19 protein-coding genes are annotated in these 25,061 nt (G+C 42.5%); 11 read left to right on the top strand and 8 right to left on the bottom strand.

All coding sequences use genetic code 11. The features are described 5' to 3' along the window. Positions 1-13 precede the first annotated feature (13 nt). Positions 14-562 carry a methylated-DNA--[protein]-cysteine S-methyltransferase gene (locus tag MASE_RS18555; protein ID WP_014951240.1) on the top strand — a complete coding sequence of 183 codons (549 nt, stop codon included), beginning with the start codon at positions 14-16 and terminating at the stop codon, positions 560-562. Between the two features lie 33 nt (positions 563-595). Next, complete coding sequence (locus MASE_RS18550; protein ID WP_014951239.1) at positions 596-1,480, top strand: DMT family transporter; 885 nt, start codon at positions 596-598, stop codon at positions 1,478-1,480. A 17-nt stretch (positions 1,481-1,497) separates the two neighbouring features. Here MASE_RS18550 and MASE_RS18545 read toward each other — a convergent pair whose 3' ends face one another. Next, the gene (locus MASE_RS18545) at positions 1,498-2,919 is read right to left on the bottom strand and encodes a sensor domain-containing diguanylate cyclase (RefSeq protein ID WP_014977725.1); all 1,422 of its coding nucleotides are present in this window, start codon (positions 2,917-2,919) and stop codon (positions 1,498-1,500) included. A 238-nt stretch (positions 2,920-3,157) separates the two neighbouring features. Here MASE_RS18545 and glmU point away from each other — a divergent pair, with 238 nt between their 5' ends. The 9 genes from glmU (at position 3,158) to MASE_RS18500 (ending at position 14,801) form a co-directional block, all read left to right on the top strand. Beyond that, complete coding sequence (gene glmU, locus MASE_RS18540; protein WP_014951237.1) at positions 3,158-4,516, top strand: bifunctional UDP-N-acetylglucosamine diphosphorylase/glucosamine-1-phosphate N-acetyltransferase GlmU; 1,359 nt, start codon at positions 3,158-3,160, stop codon at positions 4,514-4,516. Positions 4,517-4,805: 289 nt separating this feature from the next. Then, the gene (locus MASE_RS18535) at positions 4,806-5,846 is read left to right on the top strand and encodes a Gfo/Idh/MocA family oxidoreductase (protein WP_014951236.1); all 1,041 of its coding nucleotides are present in this window, start codon (positions 4,806-4,808) and stop codon (positions 5,844-5,846) included. A gap of 197 nt (positions 5,847-6,043) precedes the next feature. Then, complete coding sequence (locus MASE_RS18530) at positions 6,044-6,856, top strand: DeoR/GlpR family DNA-binding transcription regulator (RefSeq protein ID WP_014977723.1); 813 nt, start codon at positions 6,044-6,046, stop codon at positions 6,854-6,856. A 2-nt stretch (positions 6,857-6,858) separates the two neighbouring features. After that, on the top strand, positions 6,859-8,691 hold the full coding sequence (gene glmS, locus MASE_RS18525) for a glutamine--fructose-6-phosphate transaminase (isomerizing) (RefSeq protein ID WP_014951234.1): 1,833 nt from the start codon (positions 6,859-6,861) through the stop codon (positions 8,689-8,691). 174 nt (positions 8,692-8,865) lie between these two features. Next, a complete protein-coding gene (locus tag MASE_RS18520; protein WP_014951233.1) occupies positions 8,866-9,684 on the top strand; it encodes a heteromeric transposase endonuclease subunit TnsA in 819 nt (272 codons plus the stop codon). After that, on the top strand, positions 9,671-11,755 hold the full coding sequence (locus MASE_RS18515; RefSeq protein ID WP_014951232.1) for a Mu transposase C-terminal domain-containing protein: 2,085 nt from the start codon (positions 9,671-9,673) through the stop codon (positions 11,753-11,755). The genes MASE_RS18520 and MASE_RS18515 overlap by 14 nt, the downstream gene beginning before the upstream one ends. Further along, positions 11,752-13,374, top strand: a complete 1,623-nt coding sequence (locus MASE_RS18510) for an AAA family ATPase (protein WP_014951231.1) — start codon at positions 11,752-11,754, stop codon at positions 13,372-13,374. The genes MASE_RS18515 and MASE_RS18510 overlap by 4 nt, the downstream gene beginning before the upstream one ends. A gap of 130 nt (positions 13,375-13,504) precedes the next feature. Next, positions 13,505-14,413: a hypothetical protein gene (locus tag MASE_RS18505; RefSeq protein WP_014951230.1), complete on the top strand. Its 909-nt coding sequence runs from the start codon at positions 13,505-13,507 to the stop codon at positions 14,411-14,413. 184 nt (positions 14,414-14,597) lie between these two features. Then, positions 14,598-14,801: a hypothetical protein gene (locus tag MASE_RS18500; RefSeq protein ID WP_014951229.1), complete on the top strand. Its 204-nt coding sequence runs from the start codon at positions 14,598-14,600 to the stop codon at positions 14,799-14,801. A gap of 150 nt (positions 14,802-14,951) precedes the next feature. Here MASE_RS18500 and MASE_RS18495 read toward each other — a convergent pair whose 3' ends face one another. From MASE_RS18495 to MASE_RS18465, 7 genes are all read right to left on the bottom strand, one after another. Next, the gene (locus MASE_RS18495; RefSeq protein WP_148275236.1) at positions 14,952-15,545 is read right to left on the bottom strand and encodes a hypothetical protein; all 594 of its coding nucleotides are present in this window, start codon (positions 15,543-15,545) and stop codon (positions 14,952-14,954) included. A gap of 134 nt (positions 15,546-15,679) precedes the next feature. Then, positions 15,680-16,795: a hypothetical protein gene (locus tag MASE_RS18490; protein WP_014951227.1), complete on the bottom strand. Its 1,116-nt coding sequence runs from the start codon at positions 16,793-16,795 to the stop codon at positions 15,680-15,682. 117 nt (positions 16,796-16,912) lie between these two features. Continuing rightward, positions 16,913-18,196, bottom strand: coding sequence for a hypothetical protein (locus MASE_RS18485; RefSeq protein WP_014951226.1), 1,284 nt, complete (start codon positions 18,194-18,196; stop codon positions 16,913-16,915). 49 nt (positions 18,197-18,245) lie between these two features. Then, entirely contained in the window at positions 18,246-21,218 is a 2,973-nt protein-coding gene (locus tag MASE_RS18480; RefSeq protein WP_014951225.1) for a type I restriction endonuclease subunit R, read from the bottom strand. A 23-nt stretch (positions 21,219-21,241) separates the two neighbouring features. Beyond that, positions 21,242-22,453 (bottom strand): restriction endonuclease subunit S, encoded by a 1,212-nt coding sequence (locus MASE_RS18475; protein ID WP_014951224.1) that lies wholly within the window; start codon positions 22,451-22,453, stop codon positions 21,242-21,244. Next, on the bottom strand, positions 22,443-24,035 hold the full coding sequence (locus MASE_RS18470) for a type I restriction-modification system subunit M (protein ID WP_014951223.1): 1,593 nt from the start codon (positions 24,033-24,035) through the stop codon (positions 22,443-22,445). Before MASE_RS18470 ends, MASE_RS18475 begins: the two co-directional genes overlap by 11 nt. Positions 24,036-24,053: 18 nt before the next feature. Beyond that, a complete protein-coding gene (locus MASE_RS18465) occupies positions 24,054-24,974 on the bottom strand; it encodes a DUF5655 domain-containing protein (RefSeq protein ID WP_014951222.1) in 921 nt (306 codons plus the stop codon). Between the last annotated feature and the right edge of the window lie 87 nt (positions 24,975-25,061).

The raw sequence follows: 25,061 nt of genomic DNA, 5'->3' as shown, positions 1-25,061 counted from the left end.
GAGAGTCGTAAGTATGAAATATACAGATTTCGTGAACAGCATACAGGGGCTTGTTAAAGTTGAAGCCACTGATAAAGGCATAACGGCTATCGAGTTCGTGAGTGCCGCTGAATCAGATAATACGGCCAACGCAAAGCAGGGTGGTATAGGCAGAGAAACTGCAGCGCAAGAAAGCGTGCTAAGCAACGACTTTCATTCGCAAAAAAACGCCATCACCGAAGCAGCGTGCAGTCAGTTACAAGCATACTTTGACGGTACGTTACGCGAGTTTGACCTACCGCTTTGCCCTAAAGGTACGGCGTTTCAGAATCAGGTGTGGGATGCTTTGCAACACGTTAAATACGGCGAAACCGCTAGCTATTTAGATATCGCAAAAGCCATTGGCAACCCAAAAGCTGTCCGCGCCGTGGGTATGGCAAATGGTCGTAACCCTATTGCTATTGTTGTGCCTTGCCATCGTATAATCGGAAGTAATAAAACCCTAACGGGCTATGCAGGTGGTTTACCGCGTAAGCAGTATTTACTTAATTTAGAAGGAGCCCAAGGGGTGCTGGGGCTATAAAAGAATGGGTGATAAGAAAATGGTGATAAAAGAATGGCAATAAGAGACATTATCTCGCTGCTGGTGTTAGCCGGTATCTGGGGCGGTTCATTTATTTTCATGCGTGTTGCCGCACCAGAATTTGGTATTTATGTATTAGTAGCCATTCGTACCGTGCTTGCTACAGCGGTATTGCTACCATTGCTGTTAATACGAGGGTCGGTAAAAGACATAAAGCGCCACTGGTTGGCTATTGCGCTGGTGGGCATGGCTAACACGGCGGTGCCTTTCGTCCTGTTTAATTACAGCAGCCTGCATTTAGAGGCAGGCGTTAATGCCATTTTAAATGCCACGGCTCCCATGTTTGGCGCCATTGTCGCTTGGCTGTGGTTAGGTGACAAACTAACAAAGTCAGCAGTAGCGGGGCTTTTTGTAGGCTTTGTAGGCGTGACCGTTATTAGTCAGCAAAAGCTCGGCGAGGGCGATATTAGTTTTCTTCCTATTTTGACTGCATTGTTGGCCACCACTGGCTACGGCATAGCGGCGTGTATGATGAAGAAATGGTTGCAGGGGGTTAAACCTCTGGTTGTCGCTACAGGTAGTCAGGCTATGGCCAGCGTGATGCTAGCACCCTTCGCGCTTGCGACCTTGCCAGAAACAATGCCAAGCGTTAATGCATGGGTAAATGCGGTAGCGCTGGCTGTCGGTGGCACGGGCATAGCGTATATCTTGTATTTCAAACTCATAGCTGACATCGGCCCAGCCAAAGCCATTACTGTAGCTTACCTGGTACCACTATTTGGCATTATTTGGGGTGTACTGTTCTTGCAAGAGCACTTATCAATTCAAACCATTGTGGGTGGTTTAATGATTTTGTTCGGTGTGGCGTTAACCACAGGCGTTCTCAAAAGAAAACGCCTTAAGGTTAAACCTGCTTAGATTGAATCAAACCTGGGCTAGTCTATCAGCTGCATTCTTACTAAATTGCTGCCGTCGCGCTTGGCTTGATAAAGCGCGTCTTCCGCGTGCGCGGTTACTTCGTGCATAGCGCGCGGTGACGCGGTGTAAGATATACCAATAGACGCTGTAATAAGCAGTTCTGGTAACTCTTGTAGCGGCGGCAAGGTAGCGATGCCGTGACGAAGATTTTGTGCCATATCAAAAGCCACATGCGGGCCGGTATGTGGCAATAGAATAATGAATTCTGCACTGCTCCAGCGTCCCAGTACATCTTGCTCGCGCAAGTGCTCAGCCAAATACGCCACAACTTTATCTAATAAGTCGTCGCCTGCGTTTCTGCCGTGAGCGTCAACAATGTCAGAAAACTCATCAATGCTAATCAGCATTACGCTTAGTGACTTATGTTCAGCCAGTAGCGTTTTGTAGATAAGCTGTAAATTCTCTTTTTCTGGAAGACGGTTAGTATGGCGAACAACCAGATCTGGCTGCATGTCTTTTCTGAAGTAATACAACAGATTGTAGATAAGTAAAAACAGCGAGAATACAACAACCAGTAGTGTTACAACGCTGAATATAAATGCTTGTGAAATTTCAGCCTGGCGTTCTTCAAGTGGACTGAGTAAAAACACCGTCCAACCAAATTGATTAAGTTTTACTTCGGCAATAAGGTAATCATTCTGGTCGATCGTCACTAATTTATTGTTGAGTGCCTGCTCGTTCTGGATAGTAAGGGGAAGGCTGGCATACCAAGGCAATTCTGACAAATTGGTAAAATCAGAGTAAGACGCAATAAGATTAGGATCAGAAGACAGCATAATGTCACCCTCACCATCTACAAACAAAAAGTCGTAGCCGTACTCTTGCTTATAGGTATCGAAGACCTCGATAAAACTGCGCAGACTCTTTCCAACACCAAAGAAGCCCAAGAAGCGGCCATCTTCATCGTGGATCTTTATATCAATATAGAAATGGGTGTCTTCCCATTTACCGATATCTGCCACGGCATCGGTAGGGTAGTCCTTGTACTTGAAATACCAGCTTACTTCCCCTTCAATCAGGTTAATTATGCTGCCATCAGAATTATATTGTTTTCTGTCTGCCTCGCTGGCAATAAAGAAAGACAACCCAAACTCGTTTTCAAGACGATCCAATGTTTTGAAAACAGCCTCTTGGTCAATCGTTTCTCCATCCATCAAGTCTACTAACTCGGTGGAATGCCCCAAAGCTTCTGAAATATGGAGTGGTTTTAAAAGTTGCTCCACAATAAGTGAGATTGCGGGCGAAAGTGACTGTTGTTGCGCGCGACTCTGCTCGGCAACAATCTTGGAAATACTAAAATGTACCAGTGTAACGATAGCGATAACCACTACCGCGAATAACACTAAAATGCTTCTATGCAGTGTTCTAAATGTGTTCACAGACTGCGCATGCTCCCTTGCCTGACTGAACTTTACCTATAATGGTAAGTATACCTGTTGCAATATTGAACTACTAGGTGACTATCATTAACTTTAGACTAAATAACAATGAAGGAAAACACCTAGTTTTCGCACTCTGCAAATAGCTTTTGATCACGAATGAACCGCTGACATATGCTATTTCCTTGGTTACACTATGCTCCGATTTTTCATTCTCTTTGCGAAATAAAGGAATTATATGGCTTTCTCAGTGGTTGTTTTAGCGGCGGGTAAAGGTACTCGTATGAAATCATCGTTGCCCAAGGTGTTACACAAAGTAGGTGGTGTACCTATGGTGCAGCGAATTATCAACACAGTAAAATCACTGGGTGCTGACAATATTCATTTGGTCTACGGTCATGGCGGCGACCAGCTTAAGGCAACGGTTGTTGAAGATAATCTAAACTGGTGCTTACAGGCCGAACAGTTAGGTACAGGCCACGCTGTTCAGCAAGCGGCACCTCATATTAAAGACAATGAAGACGTGCTTGTTCTGGTTGGCGACGCGCCACTTATTCGCGAAGAGACACTAAGTGCGTTAAAAGCTGTGAAGGAAAGCTGTGATTTAGCACTGCTCACTGTAAATCTAGACGACCCCACAGGCATGGGCCGTATTATTCGTGAGAATGACAACATTACCGCGATAGTTGAGCACAAAGACGCCACTGATGCCCAGCGTGAAATTAAAGAAATTAACACCGGTATGATGATGATGTCTGGTGCTGATCTTAAGCGCTGGTTGGGCGAGTTAAGCAATGATAACGCGCAAGGTGAGTATTACCTTACCGACGTTATTGCCATGGCAGCGGCCGAAGGCAAGCGAATTCAGTCAGCACAGCCACAGTCTGCGGTAGAAGTGGAAGGCGTTAATAATCGTTTGCAGTTAGCTAACCTGGAGCGCGCGCTTCAGCGTCGCCAAGCCGAGGAGCTAATGACCAATGGCGTGACCTTGCTGGATCCTGCTCGTTTTGACTTACGCGGCCAGCTTGAAACCGGTAACGACGTAATTATCGACGTTAACGTTATTGTTGAAGGTAAGGTGACACTTGGTAGCAACGTCAACATTGGTGCAAACTGTATTCTGCGCAACTGTACTATTGCCGATAACGCTGTAATTGAAGCTAATTCTATTGTTGAAGAAGCCAGTGTAGGTGAAGCCTGTACGGTCGGGCCTTTCGCTCGACTACGCCCTGGTGCAGTAATGCAGAGAAATGCCAAAGTGGGTAACTTCGTGGAAATGAAGAAGGCTATTTTAGGCGAGGGCGCCAAAGCGAATCACTTAACCTACCTAGGCGATGCAGAAGTGGGTGCCAAAGCGAACATTGGCGCAGGCACAATTACCTGTAACTACGACGGTGTGAACAAGTCCAAAACCGTTATCGGCGACAATGCCTTTATCGGCTCAAACTCGTCGCTTGTCGCGCCTGTAAGCATTGGCAAAGGGGCTACCGTAGGTGCTGGTTCCGTGATTACGTCAACCGTAGACGAAGACGCGCTAGCCGTTGCCCGCGGTAAGCAGCGCAATATTCCAAATTGGCCGCGCCCGACCAAAAAATAAAGACGTATCCTTATTAAAGCTCGCTAACGGGTTACATGGTGAGATAGGGCTGGCAAACACAAATAGTGTTTAGCTAGCCCAGTTTCTTCTTCAGCCTCATCAAACTATCGCCCAGTCAGAAAGATGATAAAATCAGAGGGCTTAAATTAACGTCTACTGTGTCGCTGTAAACGCAACTCATTCAGCTATCTGTCTTCTAAATAATGAACTATCTAAGGTTTCCCCTATCTATCATTACTGATAGTGTGTGTTTACTTACCTCTTAATTCTCGTTACACAAGGATATGCGATGATATCTACACTTCTGGTTGGCTTTGGATTTTCCGCCACAACCTTTCATTTGCCATTTCTAAATTATCTACCGCAGTTCTCTGTCGATGTGGTTATCTCTTCAAAACCTGATGTGGTTAACGCAGTTTTACCCCATGCTGAAGTGTATGGCTCGTTGGAAGAAGCGCTTAAAATTCACGATGTAGATTTGGTGGTTATTACAACCCCAAATCACCTTCATGGGCCACAGGCGAAACTGGCATTAGAGCACAGCTGTCACGTATTGGTAGAAAAGCCATTTACATTAGATAGTGAAGAAGCAGAGGCTTTAGTAGAGCTTGCACATTCTCAAAATAAACAGCTTTGTGTTTATCACAACAGACGTTTTGATGGCGATTTTCTTACGATTAAGCAGCTAATTAACGATGAAAAACTTGGCGACATTAAACGTTTGGAAAGCCGCTTCGATCGATTTCGCCCAGTACCACGAGACAGGTGGCGTGAAAATGCAGGGCCAGGAAGCGGTATCTTCTGGGATTTAGGTCCCCACTTAATCGACCAAGCGCTACAGCTTTTCGGCGAGCCGGAAGAAGTGTCGGCAAACATACAGGTCTTGCGTGAAAATGGACAGTCAGATGACACGTTCGATGTAACACTTCACTATGTTGATAAAGTTGTAAAGCTAGGTAGTTCAGCTTTTCAGGCCAGCGCGACATTGCGCTACGACTTGCAAGGCACAAAAGGCAGCTTTCGAAAGTTCTATTTAGATCCGCAAGAAGATCAATTGCGTGCAGAGCTATCCTTTGATGATGAACACTGGGCGATTACAAAAGATAACGAGCATGGCGTGCTAGCTGTGGTCAATGAAAGCGGCCAGCTAGTTGAAGAGACGGTGACAACATTGAAGGGTGAATATCTCACGTTTTTCAATCGCCTTGCTCACGCTATTGAAGACGGTAAATTCTCGCCGGCTGACGCGAGTACGGTCGTACCTGTTATCAAAGTCATTGAGCTAGCCATAAAAGCGAGTGCTCAAAAGAAATCGCTGGCGTTTAATTAAACAATTACCTTGATCGTCGTTTCAATTTAACTTACGATGCTTTCACTTTAAAACTAATAACTTTCGTTTTGAAAGTTATGATTGAATGTTGAAGGTGTGTTTGCGGACTGTTTTGCAGACTTTTCATGGCTTGTTCTCAATTGGAACAACGCGTACAGAAAGGTTTAGCGAGAAGGCGGCAAGAGCATGAGGTTATATTGAAAAGTAGTAAATCGGTTGAACAGCGCCGCCAGCAGATAGTGGCGTGGGTGAAAGAGCATGGTCAATCTCAAGTTGAAGATTTGGCCGTGCGTTTTGCTACGTCTGAAGTCACCATTAGAAAAGATCTCGCAGCCCTTTCGCAGCAAGGTTTACTGATTCGACAGTTTGGTGGCGCAGTGCCTGTACCATCATCTACCAACTCAAATGCTGGGCCATCTCAGTTTATTACCAGTGACCCTTTCGCGAATTCAACTACTAGCCCAGCAATTAACGCTATAGGCCAACTTGCAGCGAGCTTGGTCAAACCGGGCAATAAGCTCGTTATAGACTGCGGGTCTACCACCGCATCCATCTTACCCCATTTATCACATGCCGATGATTTAGTGGTAATGACCAACACATTATCAACCGCCAATTACCTTACCCAAAGTGAAAAAGAGCCGACGGTGTTAATGGTAGGGGGCACATGGGATGCCCAATCTCAGTCGTTTCAAGGCGCTATGGCTGAACAGTTGGTTAGTGCCTATAGTTTTGACTTTGCGTTTATTGGTGCCGCGGGCATAGATGTCAATAGAGGCACCACCACCTTTAACGAGCTTATTGGTGTAACCCGCGCCATGGCTGTGGCGGCGAGTAAGGTGGTTATAGTAGCCAGCTCAAAGAAATTAACGCATAAAATGCCTAACCTAGAGCTAAGCTGGAAAAACATTTCTGTTTTGATCACTGATGAAGGCATTTGTGAACAAGACAAACTTAATATTGAAAATCAGGGCGTGACAGTACTTATTGCAGCGCCGAGTGGAGAATAATTATGTGTGGAATAGTTGGCGCTGTAGCTGAGCGTAACGTGGTTGAAATCCTATTAGAAGGTTTAAAAAGACTGGAGTATCGCGGCTATGATTCAGCTGGCGTAGCGCTATTGCAAGGCGACGGCACGCTTACGCGTATTCGCCGTACAGGCAAAGTACAAGAGCTTGCTGATGCGGTGGCAGAAGGTGAAGCTTTGGGTACAACTGGAATTGCTCATACCCGTTGGGCAACGCACGGTGGTGTGACTGAAGCGAATGCGCACCCACACTTTTCAACTGAACGTGTAGCTGTTGTTCACAATGGTATTATTGAAAACTACGTTAACTTAAAAGCACAGTTAAAAGAGCAGGGCTATACCTTTACCAGCGACACCGACACAGAAACTATTGCTCACACCGTACACGAAGAGCTTAAGTCAGGTAAGACTTTACTAGACGCTGTGCAAAGTGCCGTTAAAACCTTCCACGGTGCGTATGGCACCGTCATCATGGATAAAGAAGATCCTAGTCGCGTAGTGGTTGCACGTTCGGGCAGCCCGCTTGTAATTGGTTTGGGGCTTGGCGAAAACTTCATTGCGTCAGATCAAATGGCATTATTGCCAGTGACACGCCGCTTTATCTTTTTAGAAGAAGGCGATGTGGCAGAGATTACTCGTCGCGACGTTAAAATCTTCGATAAAGACGGCAATGCCGTTGAACGCGAAGTGATTGAGTCGAATATCGAGCACGACGCGGGTGACAAAGCGGGTTACCGCCACTACATGCTTAAGGAAATTCACGAGCAGCCAACCGTTGTTCGTAATGCGCTTAAAGATCGTATTGACGAAAACGGACTTACTGCTGACATATTTGGTAAAGGTGCTGACGAGATATTCAAAAAAGTACAGCATGTACAAATTATTGCCTGTGGTACCAGCTACCATGCGGGTATGACGGCGCGCTATTGGCTAGAACAATATGCAAATGTGTCGTGCAACGTAGAAATTGCATCAGAATTCCGTTACCGCAAGTCAGTAGTGCACCCAAACAGCCTGCTTATTACTATCTCTCAATCAGGTGAGACAGCCGATACGTTAGCTGCCCTTCGCTTAGCAAAAGAGCTGGGCTATATGTCTAGTTTGACTATCTGTAACGTTCAGGGTTCGTCATTAGTACGCGAGTCAGACCTTGCATTTATGACCCGCGCTGGCGCGGAAATTGGCGTTGCGTCTACCAAAGCTTTCACTACTCAGCTCACTGCGTTCTTAATGCTTACCCTAGCACTGGGCAAAGAAAACGGCATGACAGACGCTGACAGCAAAGCTATTGTCTCTGCGCTTCATAGTCTGCCTGCAAAGCTTGAAGAGACCTTAGCGATAACTGGTGGCATTGAAGATTTAGCTGAAGAATTTGCAGATAAGAACCACAGCTTGTTCCTAGGTCGTGGCGATCAATACCCTATTGCCATGGAAGGAGCGCTTAAGCTTAAAGAGATTTCTTATATTCATGCGGAAGCGTATGCGTCTGGTGAATTGAAACACGGCCCACTTGCGCTTATTGATGACGAAATGCCCGTTATTGTGGTTGCACCGAACAACGAACTCCTCGAGAAGCTAAAGTCGAACGTTGAAGAAGTACGTGCCCGTGGCGGCATCATGTACGTATTTGCGGATAAAGATGCGGCGTTTGAAGGTGATGAAACCATGCGCGTTATCAACGTACCGCACTGCGACGAACCAATCGCACCTATCATTTATACCTTGCCACTACAGCTTTTGAGCTACTACGTAGCGCTAATTAAGGGCACCGACGTTGACCAGCCGCGTAACTTGGCGAAGTCGGTTACGGTGGAATAAAGCACACAGCTGAAGCACTTATTCGTGTCAGAGCTTATTAAATTTGGTTTAAGCAGTATTATATTTGGTTCAAGTGATATTATATTTGGTTTGGTTAAAATAAATCGACGTAAGTTTGGTTTATAAAAAATCTTGGTTTATGCTCATCAAATAGGAGATTGGTGAGCATAAACAATGAAAAAGCTTGAATGGCTGACAAAAGAAGAAATTAAAAAGCGCTTCGAAAGCGGCAGAGGTGTGGGCCGTGGACTCACATACCAACCATGGATCCGTATTCAAGAAATCTCTAGCGATGGTACAAGCTATCGAGCACTCTCCCATACCTCGGGTAGAGTTGTACATCTACTTTCAAAACTTGAATTTCTAGCATTCTCACTTTGCGACTGGAACGAATCTATAACAGATATTCGCGAACAGTATCCCTTCGACTTAGAAACATCGCTTACCGTGGCAGAAGAGGCTGGTATTAAACATCCGAAAAAAGGTAACAAATTTCATATTTTTACTACGGACCTACTCTTAAGCTACGACTCTCTTGAAAATCGACGGACAGCCGTTCAGGTCAAATACATTGAAGATCTTATGAATAAAGAGACTGTTGCCAAACTAGAAATAGAGAGACGGTGTTGCTTAGCCAAAGGAATTGAATGGAAGTTAATTACAGAGCTGGATATCCCCCATATTCAACAGGCCAATGTCGATTGGATGTTAGGTGGTAAAAACTTACATTTGGAAAAAAGCTTCGAATCTCAAGTTATGGATCTGTGGTATGAAATAAAAGATACCCCCGAGTTAAAGCTTGCAAAAGCCTGTGCATTGTATGACAGGCGACATGGACAACCTACTGGTAACTCACTAATGCTGATAAGGAATGCTTTCGCTTATAGAATCTTCGTATTCGATATCAGTCAGCCATATCAAAACCTAAATTGTGGTGACCTTATTTCTGTTTCTGACAATGTGAATACCGGTGGCCTTTATGCTGTTGGTTAATGCGGTTGTTTCTCATGCTGAGCGGCAGTTTCGGATTCTAGATATACTTCCTGATGATATTCTATGGATCGATATCAATGATAAGTACGCTAATCCTGAGCTTTTTGATAAACAGGAAATTATCAGTGCACTCAAAGAAAGATGCTCTGAGATAATCCCAGACCCTTTTGTCAGCAATGCACTAAAACAACCTTCTGCATCGCAAAAGCGACGTCTTGAAGAAATTTGGGAAGTGATGCAAAACGTGAACAATAACCCGTTACGGTTGCATCGCCACGCGTGGCCCGCGCTTTACAAAGAGGTTGTAGATGGTAGTAAGGCGACCTACTCGATAAAACATTTTTACACTTTAACACGCAAGTTTTTGCAGCGAGGCCAAAATAAAGCGGCATTGTTACCCGATTTTCAAAAGCAGGGTGCACGAAATAAGACTCGCAAGATAACAGATAAAAAAGTAGGCAGGAAACGAACAGTCACATCTGGAACTGGTATTCCTATTGATGAAAACATTAAGGAGCTTTTTAGGAAGGCAATCGACTCGTACTATTTAAAAGTGACGCGAATGCCTTGGACTAAAGTCCAGAGTAAAGTAGAGCTGGAATTTAGAAAGAAGTATCCCGACATCCAAAGCCAAGATTATCCGACGATCCTACAGTTAAAACATTTTTTTAAAATGGAGTATGACGCTTCTGATACCGCAAAATTGAGAAGCTCAAAAATTGACTACGAAAAGGATATTAGGCCTCTAAAAAGTACTGCTACGGCACAAGTACTTGCGCCCGGTGATAGATTTGAGTTCGATGCTACGATTGTTGATTTATATTTAGTTAGCGATAAAGACTCTACCAAAATCATAGGCCGACCAACACTTATGCTAACTATTGACGTCTTTTCTCGGTTAGTCGTAGGTTATTATCTGACGTTTGAACCTCCTTCATATGTGCTTGCCATGATGTGCATTGCAAATTGTCTAGAGAACAAAGTCGACGTTTGTAAGAGACTAGGTATACCAATTGAATTTGAAGACTGGCCAGCAATTGGTCTACCTACTGCTATTCTAGCTGACAAAGGTGAGCTACTTACTCATCAATCGGAATCGTTAGTTAACACTTATAACGTTCGTATCGAGAATGCTAAAGCTCGCAGAGGTGACGCTAAGGGTATAGTCGAGCAAAGATTTAGGACACTCCAAGCCGACTTCATACCATACACTCCCGGTGCAGTAACGTCAGAAACGGTGAAAAAGCGTGGAGGAAAAGACTATCGTCTTGACGCTCAATTAACACTTTTAGAGCTGGAAGAAATTCTTGTATTACTAATCTATAAGCACAATTTAAGTGTTATGAAAAAGTATGATGCTGACGCTGGTATACCTGACGAATTACCACGTACTCCAAAGAATTTGTGGCAGTGGGGTATAGAGAATCGGTCTGGTCTGTTGAGGAGCGCTGGTGTTAAAGAGTTCAAAGTTCACACTCTGCCAAGAGAAATGGCTACAGTTTCTAATGAGGGAATAAAGTTTCAGTCTTTGACGTTTAGCTGCCCTGAAGCATTTAAGGCTGGTTGGTTTTTAAGGGATAAGCATCGTACAAGGCCTAAAAAAGTTGAAATTGCTTACGACCCACGCAGCACAAACAGCATATACATATTTCCCAAAGAACAAGAGCAAGTGTTCTGGGCCGCTAACCTCACTGAACGTAGCCGTGCATTTCAAGACATGACGTTTTATGAAGCCAAGCAAACAAATCGTGCTGTGAAGCTAATGGGCGATATTGAAGCAAAAGCTAATAAAAGCAAACAGCTTGATGCGGAAGAAGGAATTGAAAACCGTATAAGAGCGGCGATGAAACGTCACAAAGGAAATACCTCAGACGCATCTGCGCGTTCGAGAGTGAGTGCGATAAAGGCAAATAAAAAGCAAGCGCTGGCTGATGAACGAAAATCTCGCTCTGTCGGAGCGAAAAAGCATAGCCCGAATCAAAAAATACCAAATAACGTAGAACCGATAAAAAAGCCTGCCAGCTTTGAGGCACCCGAAATTCCAGATGACATTTTTGGAGATGACGAATGAAAACTACTCAAACATCAGTAACGGCAAGCTATAGCGACCCGGGCTTAGCTGAATACCGAGGTAATCCGCTTATTGAAGCGTTGCCCCAAATCTGCGTTGATGATATTGCTCTCGCAAAGGCTCTTGCATCAAGGCCTGCGCATAGCGAAGCAGAGCTAAATATGCATGCTAATTTAAGAATTCACGCTATTGCCAAGCTTATGGATGGTGATTTTTTTCACCCTCTTCCAAGTCATTTAAATTTGGAAAAGAAGCTATCGCTTATGATTCGTAGCGGCTATGTTAAACGGAACCCCGCAAAGAACCTAGATAAAGAAGTTATCCAAGAAAACTATCTAAAAACCCAAGGAAAAGAGGCGACTATTAACGTTTTCCCCACAACAGATCGCTCAGTCCAAAGCACAACGCTTATAGGCTGTTCAGGTAGCGGAAAAACAACGGCGGTAAAGAAGATTCTTTCGACTTATCCGCAACTTATTGAGCACCCTAAATACAACATGCACCAACAACTCACTTACGTATTTGTTGAATGTCCGTCTAATGGTGACTTAGCAAGTCTTTGCAGTAATTTTTTCCATGCAGTAGATGAAGTGTTAGGGACTGTTTATCACCGTCGGTACACTCAGAAAATCAGAATTGGTGAGAAAACCTTATTACAAGCTATGAAGCAGATAGCAGTTGACCACTCTATAGGCGTGCTTGTTATTGACGAAATACAGCATTTACAAGACACCAAAGAAAAACGTGACTTTTTGATCAATTTCTTTACCGAGCTCACTAATACCCTCGGAATTCCTGTTCTTGTTGTAGGTACACCAAAAGCAACTGGTATTTCGAAGGATTTGCGTGGCGCGAGAAGAGAAATTGGTTTTGGTAGCATGCATTGGGGTATTTCAAAGACAGAAAAGGACTTAGATCGCTGGAGAGGTTTTGTAAGACGCTTATGGAGGTTCCAGTGGGTTCAGAAACGTACAAAAAAGCCCTCAGAAGACATCCTCACCCATTTATTTGTTTTATCGCAAGGGATTTTAGATATAACCGTAAAAATCTTTGTTATTGCTCAAATAAGAGCAATCGTTTCTGGAGCTGAAGAGTTAACTATCCCGTTGTTGGACACAGTGTACAAAGAAGAAATGAAAAGTGTTCATCCTATGCTGGATGCGCTCCGCTCAGGTAGAGTCAGTGAAATAGAAAAGTACTCTGATTTAACACTCCCTACTGTCGATGTGGATAGTATAGTTGAAGAGCTGTACGAAAATGTAGAACAAGAACTTGAAGAAAATATTAGCGAAGTTGAAGACACAGAACTTAAGTCGCTCCTTAAAATCTTCGGGTTAGATTTCAAAGACTATGCTACAGAAATTGCACTGTTGAAAGACGAGTACCCTGATATCGATAATACCGTACTTGCTAGAAAGCTTGCCGCACAAATTGAAACTAGTTCGCAAAGCTTAAAGTCAATTAGAGCTAAAGAGGCAACTAGTGAAAGTAAAGTAGTTCCATTTAGAAAGTGGAGCAAGCTCGCACATGACGACTTACGTTATATTCACTCGCAGTCTAAAACGACTTCTGAGCTGCATAAAAGCCTAGTTGAAAAGGATTTAATTATTAAAGTGTAAAGAGACACGAAATCATAAAATAATGTGACATATTACTAAATCCAGCGGCCCAATCATGTTTATCAAATGTTTGTTGGTGGTCAATAATTGTACTATTCTGGTTCTAAAAATTGAGCAAAGGGAGATTGGCATGACAACTGGCGATAGGTCAATATTAGATCATTCATTGGAGATTTCTTTGATACTCATTGGTGGCGCAGTTGGAGGGATGCTTTCAGTTGCATCAGCTTGGAATGAGCCAAGTACATTTCCTTTAACTGCCATTAAGTTATTAAACCTTGTCGCTGTGCCATTTGTAAGCGGGGCTATGGCGGCTGGTGTTGGCGTTTATGTTTTAACAACGTTTGACCCAAATCAGAAAAAGAAGGCCTTCTTTTTCGCATTTACTTGTGGGCTTGCCTTTCCATCTATTTTGAGTGAGAGTGGTGGCCTCGTAAATGATACAAAAAATAGAGTTGCTTTAGCGGATTTTAAATTACAAAAGAAAGAGCTTGAATCGCTTGTAAACGATGTTGAGAATGGCGAGATGATAGAAGAAAGCCAGATAGCCCATACTATTCAAAACTTTGATGAATCTTACAATAGATATATCGAGAGGGTGCCTAATAGTAATTTGAGCAACCCAAAAAAGGAGTATATTGAGAAGATTCATAGGCTAGCGGATGAAGGTAATCAAGCGGCACTTGCACTAAGCGGGTATATAAAGCCAATTAATACTGAAGAGTACGCGGCTATCTCTTTATGGCCACACGAATCTAGTTGGGAAATTGCAGCACAGAGAATTCAGTCTGGTTGGTTATTAAGCAGTACTATTGGAGAGTTTGCTCCGAACGGGTCTAATGGTCAGTATTATCAGTCTGGTTTGTTATTAAACAGTACTATTGGAGAGTTTGCTCCGAATTGGTCTAATGGTCAGTATTATCATTCGGGTTTTAGTGGACAAACTCAATACGCTGAATTCAGCCGAAGCTTTAATGATCAGCCCCTCTTAACTCCATTTTCGCCTAATTATGGTATTTCATACTCAACCACTTTCTGAGTGAACTTGTCTAAATTCTCAAGGCCCTGTAAGAAAGGAGCAATATTATTGATGAAGCATGTAGTTTGCTTTGTGACATATCATAGCTATCATTATAGTGAGGTTGTGTATTATCAGGGAGTTGAAGCGCTACCTACGCCTCTCACTCCCACTTAATTTTCAAATAGTCTGTAGGAGGTATCGAATGAAAAAATTAGACGTCTTCTCGCTAGCTGAAACAGTAGCGCAAGCCTCTGTCTCAGGTGAAATTACACGTGAACTTTTGCGCGACGGTAATGATTTATATGAGCCTTTACAGCAAATAGGGAAGCTAAAGCGCTTTAGCCCATGTGGTGCTATCGAGGTAGGTTGTATCAAAGACGGAAGGTTTCTAGTAGAGCAACTTTAAGTTTCCTACGCAGCCAATAACTGCGTGCAATTTCGCCGCCTCAAAAGAATTTAAAACGCCAAGATGAAGCATGCGCAAAAGAGTTTTTTCGATAACGATTCGCGAAACCTCCTAGCTGGAAACACAGCGTTAAACATGGCAAATGTTTTGTTAAGCATTCAAGAAAGCTGCAAGAGAGATAGCAGATAAGAAAGTGCCAATCCCCGCTCTCCAAACCCAATGCAACTGCTCGAACTTACCTAAAAATTTTGACTTATGATTTCTAGAACTGTGTATCAGAAAACTCAGATACCATACAAAGAGGTTGTACACAAAAACCAACAACAGTAAAAATACTGAAGTGACTCCAAATAGCCCCTGTTGCCACCATACTAATTCTGAAAAGGGAAGTAGACACCATTGTCCAACCAAAAGTCCAAAAGTTAGGCAGCCGATAGCATAGGTATTCGAGAGTAACTGAGTGGCTAAAAGTGATGGTGTTTTTAACGGTGAAAAGGCAAGGGCTATACCAAACGAAAAAAGACCAAAAGAACCAATCGCATTCCATAGATTTGGTCCGATGCCCTCAGTTATAGCTTTTTTATAAAACTCTACATCTGGATAGTAAGTGTCCGCCCAAAGCACAAATATAAAGGCGGGTACAGCCCACGCTGAGAAAACTTTTATAGCTTCTATTATCTGCTTTCTTGGAAGAATATCGTTTTTGTCAAAAATACTAAATTTTTCAGAAAAATACTGTTTCATGTTCTTCCTATGCATAATGCTCTTCTTTAGGCTAGCTATGAGTAATTCAAGCTTGGTCAATCTAAACTCTTAAGCAGTGTACAAACTGCTATCCAGTCACGACGACAAAGCATAGCGTCCTTAATGCTTTTAAGCTACAGCCTCTCTTGGTGCAAATTCACTGTGTGGAAGAGTGTCTTTTCATCGTTGTTTATGCTGTATTTGATTGCAAACCCAAAAGTTACGGAGTCATGCTCGTCTTCTATTTTCACTAGCCTTTTATGATTGTACCTAGAATAGTATGGAAGCTCTGAAAACAACTCTATGCTTTCTGATTGTGGTGGGAGCAATGAACGTTCTGGTTCAAACGTTGTAATTTTTCCGCCGTAGTACATTGATAAGTTTTTAAGCTCTATAAATTCTGGAGTCATGTTTAAAACGACTAGACTACTGCCTTCCATATAAAGTTCTAGATCTTCGTTACTAGCACTGAAATTTTGAGGAAAAAGGTCTACCTTTACCTCGTCCACATAAGCTTTTACCACGTTAGGAAGTGTTGACGGATAAAATGTTGCTGGCACGTTCTTATACGTAACGCTGAGTTTCCCAATGTTGGCCCTGTTAAGAAAGGCAATTTTCATTGCCATATCAAGATTAGTGGGCTCATCGAGTTGGAAAACATTATGTTTCTCACCCTCCATTACTTTTAAAACTTTTATGGAGTCAGCCAGCCTTTTAAGGCTAGCTTCCGAGAGGCGGGCTTTCTCGTCTATTACTTTAATTTCTGTCGTTTCTATTAAGTTTGTAACAAGGCTTTCCTGCTTACGATAAGCACTTACAAACTTTAAATATTTTTCACCGTATTTTAAGTACCACTCTCCCAACTGTTCGTAAATAGTACTAGCCTGAGTAAGTGTAGCTTCGCTACAGGGCTTGCAGGTTGACTGAAATGAGCGTTCTAACTGTCCATCATCGTTAGCGGAAATTTTAACAACAACTCGACCGTTTGCTGAATTGACTTGATAGTTGTTATCAAAATACTCAAATGCAGGACCGTTGTCTTCCATCTTTTTTTCAGATAGGCGAGCCAACAATAAACCTATAAAAGCATTCCTGTCAGAAGGTGATAATTCGGTTAGCGATGTGCCAACATTTATTTCGGGCTGGTTTTTAAGAGAGTCGATATTTGACGAGTTCGATGTTGAATTGCACCCTGTCATAGTAAAGATCGTCAATGCTGCGATTGTCAGCTTAATATTTTTTAAATTCATTAATTTTTTACTCTAGATGTAAAGTGTTGTCTTCGTACTAGCTTTCTCAGTTGAAAGTGAAACATGTTTTTGTGTTGGTGAATTATTTCTCGATAAAGCAGTCACTATTCATTCCTTTCAAAAGGGCACTAGTTCAAACCCCAACTGAGCTGCCTTCTTGATTTTGTTCGAGGAGCGCTCTTTTTTGCTAGGGCCTGATTTGATGAGCGTTTCGATTTTTGACGCAGCTTTTAAAATCAAGTCCACTGATACTTCAGAAGGTATTAATGACTGCCGATCTACGTAATCTGCTAAATATTCTTCTGAGTTGCTTCGAATGCCAAACCTTTTGCAAACCACATAAGAAATGGACTCTGCTTCAAACTCTTTTTGTGTTAGATCGAGATGATCGCGGTTAGGCACGCCTTTGGCTTCGCCAAGATGGCCGCACAGCCAATGTCCTATTTCATGAATAACAGTTGCGAATCTAACCGCTATTGTATGATTCTTATTTATCTTCATTGAGTACTCAGGCGTCTTACCTATATTTCTAGCAATACAGCCAGCCAAGTTTTTTGGGAGCTCTTTATAGGTAACCTTTACGCCTTCCTTGCCCAAGTAATCAACTAGCGTTTCTAATTCTTCGTAAGGCTCGTATCCTTCTGCCCAGAATGCTGAAAAGCATCGATTTGGTAATGGAGCTCCGTCGGTGTCGTTGACATCGAATACCATTAAAATAGGATGGAAAGGGGCTAAGATAACTATCGGCTTTGCATTAGCCTTAATTTTTCTCTTATGCCGTCTCTCCCAGTCATTGCTCGTAGCCACGTATTCTACATTTGGATTCTGGGCATGAATTAAAGCGACATTAAAAGCAGAGTAATTCTTTATTTTTGATGTGAAGTTTAAAAACTCTAAAAACCGTCGAGACCCCTTATAGGTAGATGTGAGGTTGATCAACGAGTCAAATGTCTCTTTAAGCTCTTCATGCTTAATATGCACATAGCCTAGGTCTATTTGTGCTTTTTTAATGTAGTCATCTTCAATTATAGGCATTAGCTCGGAACATAAGATATCGACAACCTGACGTCGTATCTCAACTTTAGACAGGGGAGTGAAGCCATCGGCACTCCCAACGCAAAGTTTTGTGTCAGACAAACTTTCAAGATCAGTCGGAAGCGCTTCAGCACCCTGCGGAGAATTCCACCAAATGCTTTGTAGTAAGTTAGCGGGATAGTTGCATGTAATTGCATTAAGGTTCCATTTTAAAATGGCGTGCTTCCGGGGTTGAGTCAACGCCATAAATTCCTCTAGCAACAACTTTAATGCTTTGGGCCCATCATTATTAGGCAGAGCGAGGCAGCTTTGATAATTCTTTTTGTAAATTTGCTGTGCGACGCTCTGAGCCAGTGTGTTCGACATAAATAATTCCCTTTACTAGCTTTTTAACGTTGGGCCAAAGTTAGTATGGCTAAATTCCCTTATAAAACGTATCTACAAACTGTTTAAATTTATCGGCAATTCGCGGTATTACCTTGCGGCGCTGTAGCACGCTAGGTGGTTTTTTCATTGTTTTAACTACGTCTTCGCGTAGCGGTTCCTGACTGGTATATTCAATCCGTTCGACAACATCAATTACGGCTTCTTCATCTAGGTCTTCTTCAGTGGCTAGTTGTTTAATTGCTTTATCTTTCTCGACTTCCCAATATGCGCTAAATGCTTCACCGACGTCCTCGGCGTTTTTCACGTCTGGTAGGTTTTCTTTTATAAATTTATCAATCAATTCTTGTTTGCTACGCAGCTCTGGGTCGCCTCCAACGGCCTGCATTAGTGCTTTATACTGATATTGGTACTGCTCTTCGTTTTCGGCTTCTTTGAGCTTGGCAAGAAGGTTTAGAATGTATGTAACGTTTATCACGTCCATAGCGAGCAGCTCTAGCTCAAAATCAACCTCTTCTAGAATAGATTCCTTATCGCCGCCAGTATTTGTTTTCACCTTGTCGTACAGGTCTAGGTATTTACTCTTGTAGTCTTCGAATGTTTGTTCTTCTATACCAATGTCATCAAAATCAAAGTCTGCAAAGGTCGATAATACGTTACGCAAACGCATTAACTCACGAAATGCTTTTATAAACTCTAGCTCTGCATCTTCATCAACTAAATCATCTACGCTGTCTACATCTGGGGCAATGGCTTCAAGCTTTTGCAGTGCCTCTTTAAATAGCTTAACGAACTCACTGTAGGGCGGCATGATGACCGTATCTTTCGCGTCTTTATTTGAAAATAGCGCTAAAGCTTCATCGGTACGCTTCTTTAAATTACGGAAACAAACAATGTTACCTTGCGATTTTTGCTCGTTAAGAATTCGGTTTGTGCGCGAATACGCTTGCACTAAGCCGTGGAACTTTAGATTTTTATCAACAAATAGAGTGTTCAGGGTTTTACTATCAAACCCGGTTAAGAACATGTTCACCACTAGCAACAAGTCAATTTTACGTTCACGAACCTTTTTAGAGATGTCATTGTAATAGTTGTAGTATGACTCGCTGTCTTTGGTAGTGTAGTTACAGCCAAACATAGCATTGTAATCACCTATGTAGCTTTCTAGCTTGTCGCGACTGTGGGTATATTGGGCAGGCATTTCGGCTACGGCAGAACTCTCTTTTTGCGTTAGCTCGGTAAAGTCAAATACACCGTCTGCATCGGGGTCTTCCTCGTTATCGCTATAAGAAAATATCGTGGCTATACGTAAGTCGTGTTGGCCCTCAGCTTTTTTCTTAGCAAACAGCTCATAGTATTTAGTTAAGGCAGGCACACTAGAAACACAGAACATACTCGTGAAGCTTTTGGAGTGTGTTTTACGACCATGTTGCTCGATAATGTAATCTACAATCTTTTCCAGACGTGCGTCAGATTCCATTAACTCCTTGGTATCAATGTTTTGAACTTCGATGTCTACTTCGTTGGCGCTGTCTTTTTTCCTGTAGCGGCCCACATATTCCACGCCAAATCGTAAAACGTTTTCATCCTTAATAGCATCTACAATGGTGTATTTGTGTAGCGCTTTATGAAATAAATCGGTTGTTGTGTACTTTCGACCAGACTTAGAAATAGCGTTTTTCGCCATAATAGGCGTACCCGTAAAGCCAAACATTTGGTGGTTAGTAAAGAAGTCACAAATGCGGTGATGGGTTTCACCAAATTGGCTACGATGACATTCATCAAAAATAAAGACGATGTTCTGCTCTCGCACACGCTCCATTTGCGCTTTATAACGCTTGCGGCTAATCGCATGGTTAAGCTTCTGTATGGTGGTTACTATCAGTTTTTCATTGCGCAGCTCGTTAAGCTTACCACCATCGTTTTGGCTAGCGGACTTACGCACGCCATCTTCTTCAATGTAATAAACTTCTTTACCCAAAAATTGCTTTACCAAGATATTGGTTTTGTCTGTGCCATCCACACAGCCTTTTTTGAAGTTATTAAACTCCTTGGCTGTTTGGTAATCCAAATCTTTACGGTCTACCACGAACACAACTCGGTCAATACTTGGGTCTGTAGTGAGTAACTGCGCAGTTTTAAACGAGGTTAACGTTTTTCCTGAGCCAGTGGTGTGCCAAATATAGCCATTTAAATCTTCGGTTATTTGGCGTTCTTGAGGTAATGCTGCTCGTTCACCTACCCGAGCAATAATCGCCTCTGTAGCGTAAATTTGGTATGGGCGCATTACCATCAGCATACGATCAGTTTCGTTAATCACCACATACTTGGTGATCATATCGGTTATGTGCTTTTGGGTTAAAAACTGCGATGTGAACTGATCTAGTTTTGCATAACGGTGGTTATCGACATCCGCCCAATAAAAGGTCTGTTTGAAGCTGGGCTTGCGATTACTTGGGAAGTTGGCGTAATACTTAGTGTTCACACCATTAGAGATGACAAATATCTGCACAAACTGAAAAATGCCATCTTCAGCCCAGTAAGAATGTCGTTGGTAGCGATTTACTTGGTTAAAGGCCTCTTTAAGTTCAAGGCCCCGGCGCTTTAACTCAATTTGAATCAGCGGTAAGCCATTAACCAACACCGTTACGTCATAGCGGTTTTTGTACCTGCCTTTAATAGTAACCTGATTAGTTACCTGTAAGATATTCTCTTCATGGCTGTCGGCCAAAAAACGAATGTATGCGGTGCTACCATCATCACGGGTTATGCTAATGCGGTCTCGCAGAAGCTTTGCCTTATCAAACACATTGCCCTTTATTAAGGCGTTGCGTACCTGCCTAAACTCGGTTTCGCTTATCTCTAGCTTGTTTAGCGCAGATAATTGCTTGCGCAGGTTATCCTTTAAAGCCTGCGCATCGTTTAGTTGAATGCGCTCATAGTCTTGCTGCTGCAACTGAGCAATAAAGTTATCTTCTAATTGTTGTTCTGACTGATAGCTCACATAGATTCCTTTCTTGCTAATGGCTACACAAACATCTGTTGTAACAGGCCTTTTTTGAAGGTTTGGGTAAGGTCGATTTGTTGCTGAACGGCGTCTAATTTTTTGTCTAATGCTTGTAAGAAATTAGCAATTTTTCTTTGTTCTTCTATTGAGGGAACCATTACCTTTATATCCTCAAAAAATTCGGTCACACTTATATTTAAGAGCCCATGATTGCGAGCACCTTCCTGAGCTATTTTACTGATTTGCCGATTGAGCATCCCCCCTTCAAAAAACTGCTCCCAAAATTCATCAATTTGTTCGTGCTTAGATTTAAAGCAAATATACAGAGTGGAAACTACTCCTAGGTCATAATTATTGAGACGCTTAATCGCCCCCATTGGATAGCCCTTCGAATAGCTTTTGTTGTAGGCAAACTCGCCTTTGTCTAAAAGGTAATAACCAGTTAAGTTGGCTGCCGCAACCGATTTATTAAAATACTTCTCTTGATTAATAAGACCGTGTTGAGCGGAGATTGTCAGTACATTTCGATTATCTATTTTGTTTTTACGAGTAACTCTTTCAAAACATTCTGCGAAAGGTAGCTCGATCCAATCAGGAAACGCTTGGCCGTCGTCGTCTTTAAAGCGGTTCTCTTGGCTGAACAGCTTCTGCACTACCCCTTTTTTGTATTGCTGGAGCAGCGCATACTTTTCTTTGAGAAGAGTGATTTTTTCATCTACTGCCGACAGAAAGTCTGCTATTTTCTGTTGCTCTCTTATATTCGGGATCAAGGTTTCCCAAAGGCAGAGATTTTTGAAGTAAAGTCGAGTTCTAGTCCCTCCCAGCTTTTGAGTTGCTGCAAATTTTTTAAAATCATTGGAATAATTTAATTTGTAGCGTATGAATCTGGCATCCCAGTCTCTTACGCAAAAAACGGGATACTCCTTGCTTACGGCAATTTTGGGCGAGACATCATTTATATTAAACATAAATGTGAGATCATCACTCATGTGGCGATAGACGAAGTAACCGTATGGTACAATTCCGTACTCCCCCTCGTTGGTAACACGACGATTAGAGAAATAACTTTCCTGAGCCAAAAGCCCCGCTCTTGATGACGAATAAACTGGTAAGTCTGTTGAGGAATCGACTCTCTCTATATACGGTTCGACGCCACTGCCGAAAACTTTCCGTTCCCACAAATTTTTAAATTGTTTGAATCTCAATGATGGGACGGACTTTTTATAGCTCATTGATTACTCCGAAAGGAGATTGAATACCCAGTTCCATACATGTATTTGATATAAGTTCGTCTACATTGTTGATTTTTATATTAACTTCGTTCAAGCCTTCAACCACTGTACGCAAGCAAATTTCTTCTTCATCCTCAAATGTGTCTACATACCTTGGGATGTTTAAGTTGAAGTCGTTGTTTTCGGCAATCTCACTGATACTAGCGACATAAGCAAACTTGTTTGCTTTCTCTGGCGCTAACTGCTCACGCTCATCTACTGCTTCGAGAATTCTAGCTAAGTCTTCTTCACGAATGTAATTCTGATTTGTTGCTTTGCCGAAGTTCTGGCTAGCATCTATAAACAAGATGTTGTCTTTATGTTGACGGTGTTTTTTCAATACCAAAATACAAGTAGGGATTGAGGTGCCGTAAAATATGTTAGCTGGCAGTCCGATGACTACATCCAAGTAATTCTTGTTCTTGATAAGATGCTTGCGTATGTGCCCCTCGGCAGCTCCTCGAAATAGCACCCCATGTGGAAGTACTACCGCCATTGTTCCGTTTTCGTCTAATTGATGAACCATGTGCTGCACGAAAGCAAAGTCGGCTTTAGATTTTGGGGCAAGCTTGCCGTAATCTTGAAAACGTTCATCGGATAAAAAGCCTTGGCTTGCACTCCAATTGGCTGAAAAGGGTGGGTTTGCAACTACCGCCTCAAAACGTTCTTCAATGTGGTGCGGTGTTTCTAGCGTATCATCTTGCTGAATATCAAATTGGCGGTAATGTACACCGTGCAGAATCATATTCATTCGTGCAAGGTTATATGTACTGGGGTTAGACTCTTGCCCACAGTACTTACCGACTTCTTTAACCTCTTTAGCTACACGCAACAACAAAGAGCCTGAGCCACAGGTTGGGTCGTAAACGCTTTTAAGCTTGGTTTTACCCATGGTTACCAGCTTTGCTAGTAGCTTCGATACCATTGGTGGCGTATAGAACTCGCCCGCTTTTTTGCCTGCACCTGAGGCAAACATACCAATAAGATATTCGTAGGCATCGCCGAGTACATCGATATCGGTTTCGTGATGTAAAAAGTCGATGGCGTCTAAGTGAGCTAGGATTTTTGAGACTAACTCGTTTTTGGCTTTTTCAGTTTTACCCAGTTTGTTCGAAGTAAGGTCGATGTCATCAAACAGGCCGTTGAAATCGTCTTCAGCGGCTGTGCCCATAGTGCTTTGTTCAATGTGATTCAGCACTTCGGTAAGCGGTTGCAGAATGAACTCACCCGCTTCGCCTTTTTGCGCTAGCACATGAAACAGCTCACTGGGTTTTAAAAAGTAACCTAAATGGTCGATGGCTTCTTCTTGAATGGCGCTTAGGTATTCTTGGCCTTCGTCAGTAGTCTCGTCGATAGCATCAAATTTAATATCGTCAGCTTTAAGCAGTTCATCGGCGTAAATATCCATACGCTCAGACAGGTATTTATAGAAAATAAAGCCTAGGATGTAGTCACGGAACTCGTCGGCACTCATGTTTCCGCGCATGGAATTCGCAATGTTCCATAGTTGTTTTTCTAGTGCCTTTTTATGCTGCTCAACCATTTTTTGTTTTATTCCAAATTAATTAATATCAAAGCTCTGTTTAATTAACGGCTTTGCTTTTTCGATGTCTTGTTGGTTTCGTATTACAACTTCTAAGTTGCCTGTGCCCCAATGCCCTTTGTTAGTCACGTCGTGACTAAAGCCTTCCTCAAGCGAAATTTCGCTGGGATCAACTTTTAGATACATCACAATGCGCTCATCTTTCTTCTGGGGAAGCACATGAAAACTTGCAAAGTTCTTTATGCGTTTAAACGCAGTGTACAGTTTTAGCTCTTTTCGCTGAGAATCGTCACCGAGTGACTCACAGAATTCGCATATTTCACTGTAAAGCTTGAGAAGGTTTGCACTTGAATTACTCAGTGCCTGCTGGTGGCTTTTATCCTGCTTAGTACTTTTTGTGGTAGATGGTTTGGATATTTTTGTCGGGTGATTTGCTTTTGTAGACTGTGTATTTACAAGTTCAAGCATAAGCAAATCTTCGCCAAAATACTTATAGCGCATTAACTCAATATTTTTATCAATCTGCTTTATGGCGTGTTCGTCATACTTGGTGAAATCACTGGCAATACAAATTAGTCGTGCACCGTCCCATTCAATATCTTCAGCTATTTCAGGGCCTAATTCTTTCATCACCAGTAGTTGAAATTCGGCTTTATGATCAAGCAGCCAATCGTAATAGAATAAGCCTTGGTTGATAACATTTTCATTGGTGTGGCGCTTATATTCGATGATTACCGGGCATCGGTTTTCATCAAGCCCTAATGAGTCGATGCGCCCACCATTGGAAGTGGTGAACTCAGTTGCCAGAAAAGAAACACCTAAAAAGGTTTCCATCTGTTGTTCTAACAGTTCTTGTAAGTCCTTTTCGTATCTTGCAGCCTGACTCATTAATTCAGAGACACTGTTTGGGCCTAACTTAAATAATTTAATGTCACTCAACGTTTACTTCCTTGTTAGTAACTAGGTAAAAGTGTTCACATTACTTTTAGCCTGTATCAAACCGCTAGGTGCAATTTAACACACTGA

The sequence above is a fragment of the Alteromonas macleodii ATCC 27126 genome (assembly GCF_000172635.2).
Lineage (GTDB): Bacteria > Pseudomonadota > Gammaproteobacteria > Enterobacterales > Alteromonadaceae > Alteromonas > Alteromonas macleodii.
The sequence above is the reverse complement of the archived record's forward strand: the minus strand, read 5'-3'. Positions and strand labels throughout refer to the sequence as shown.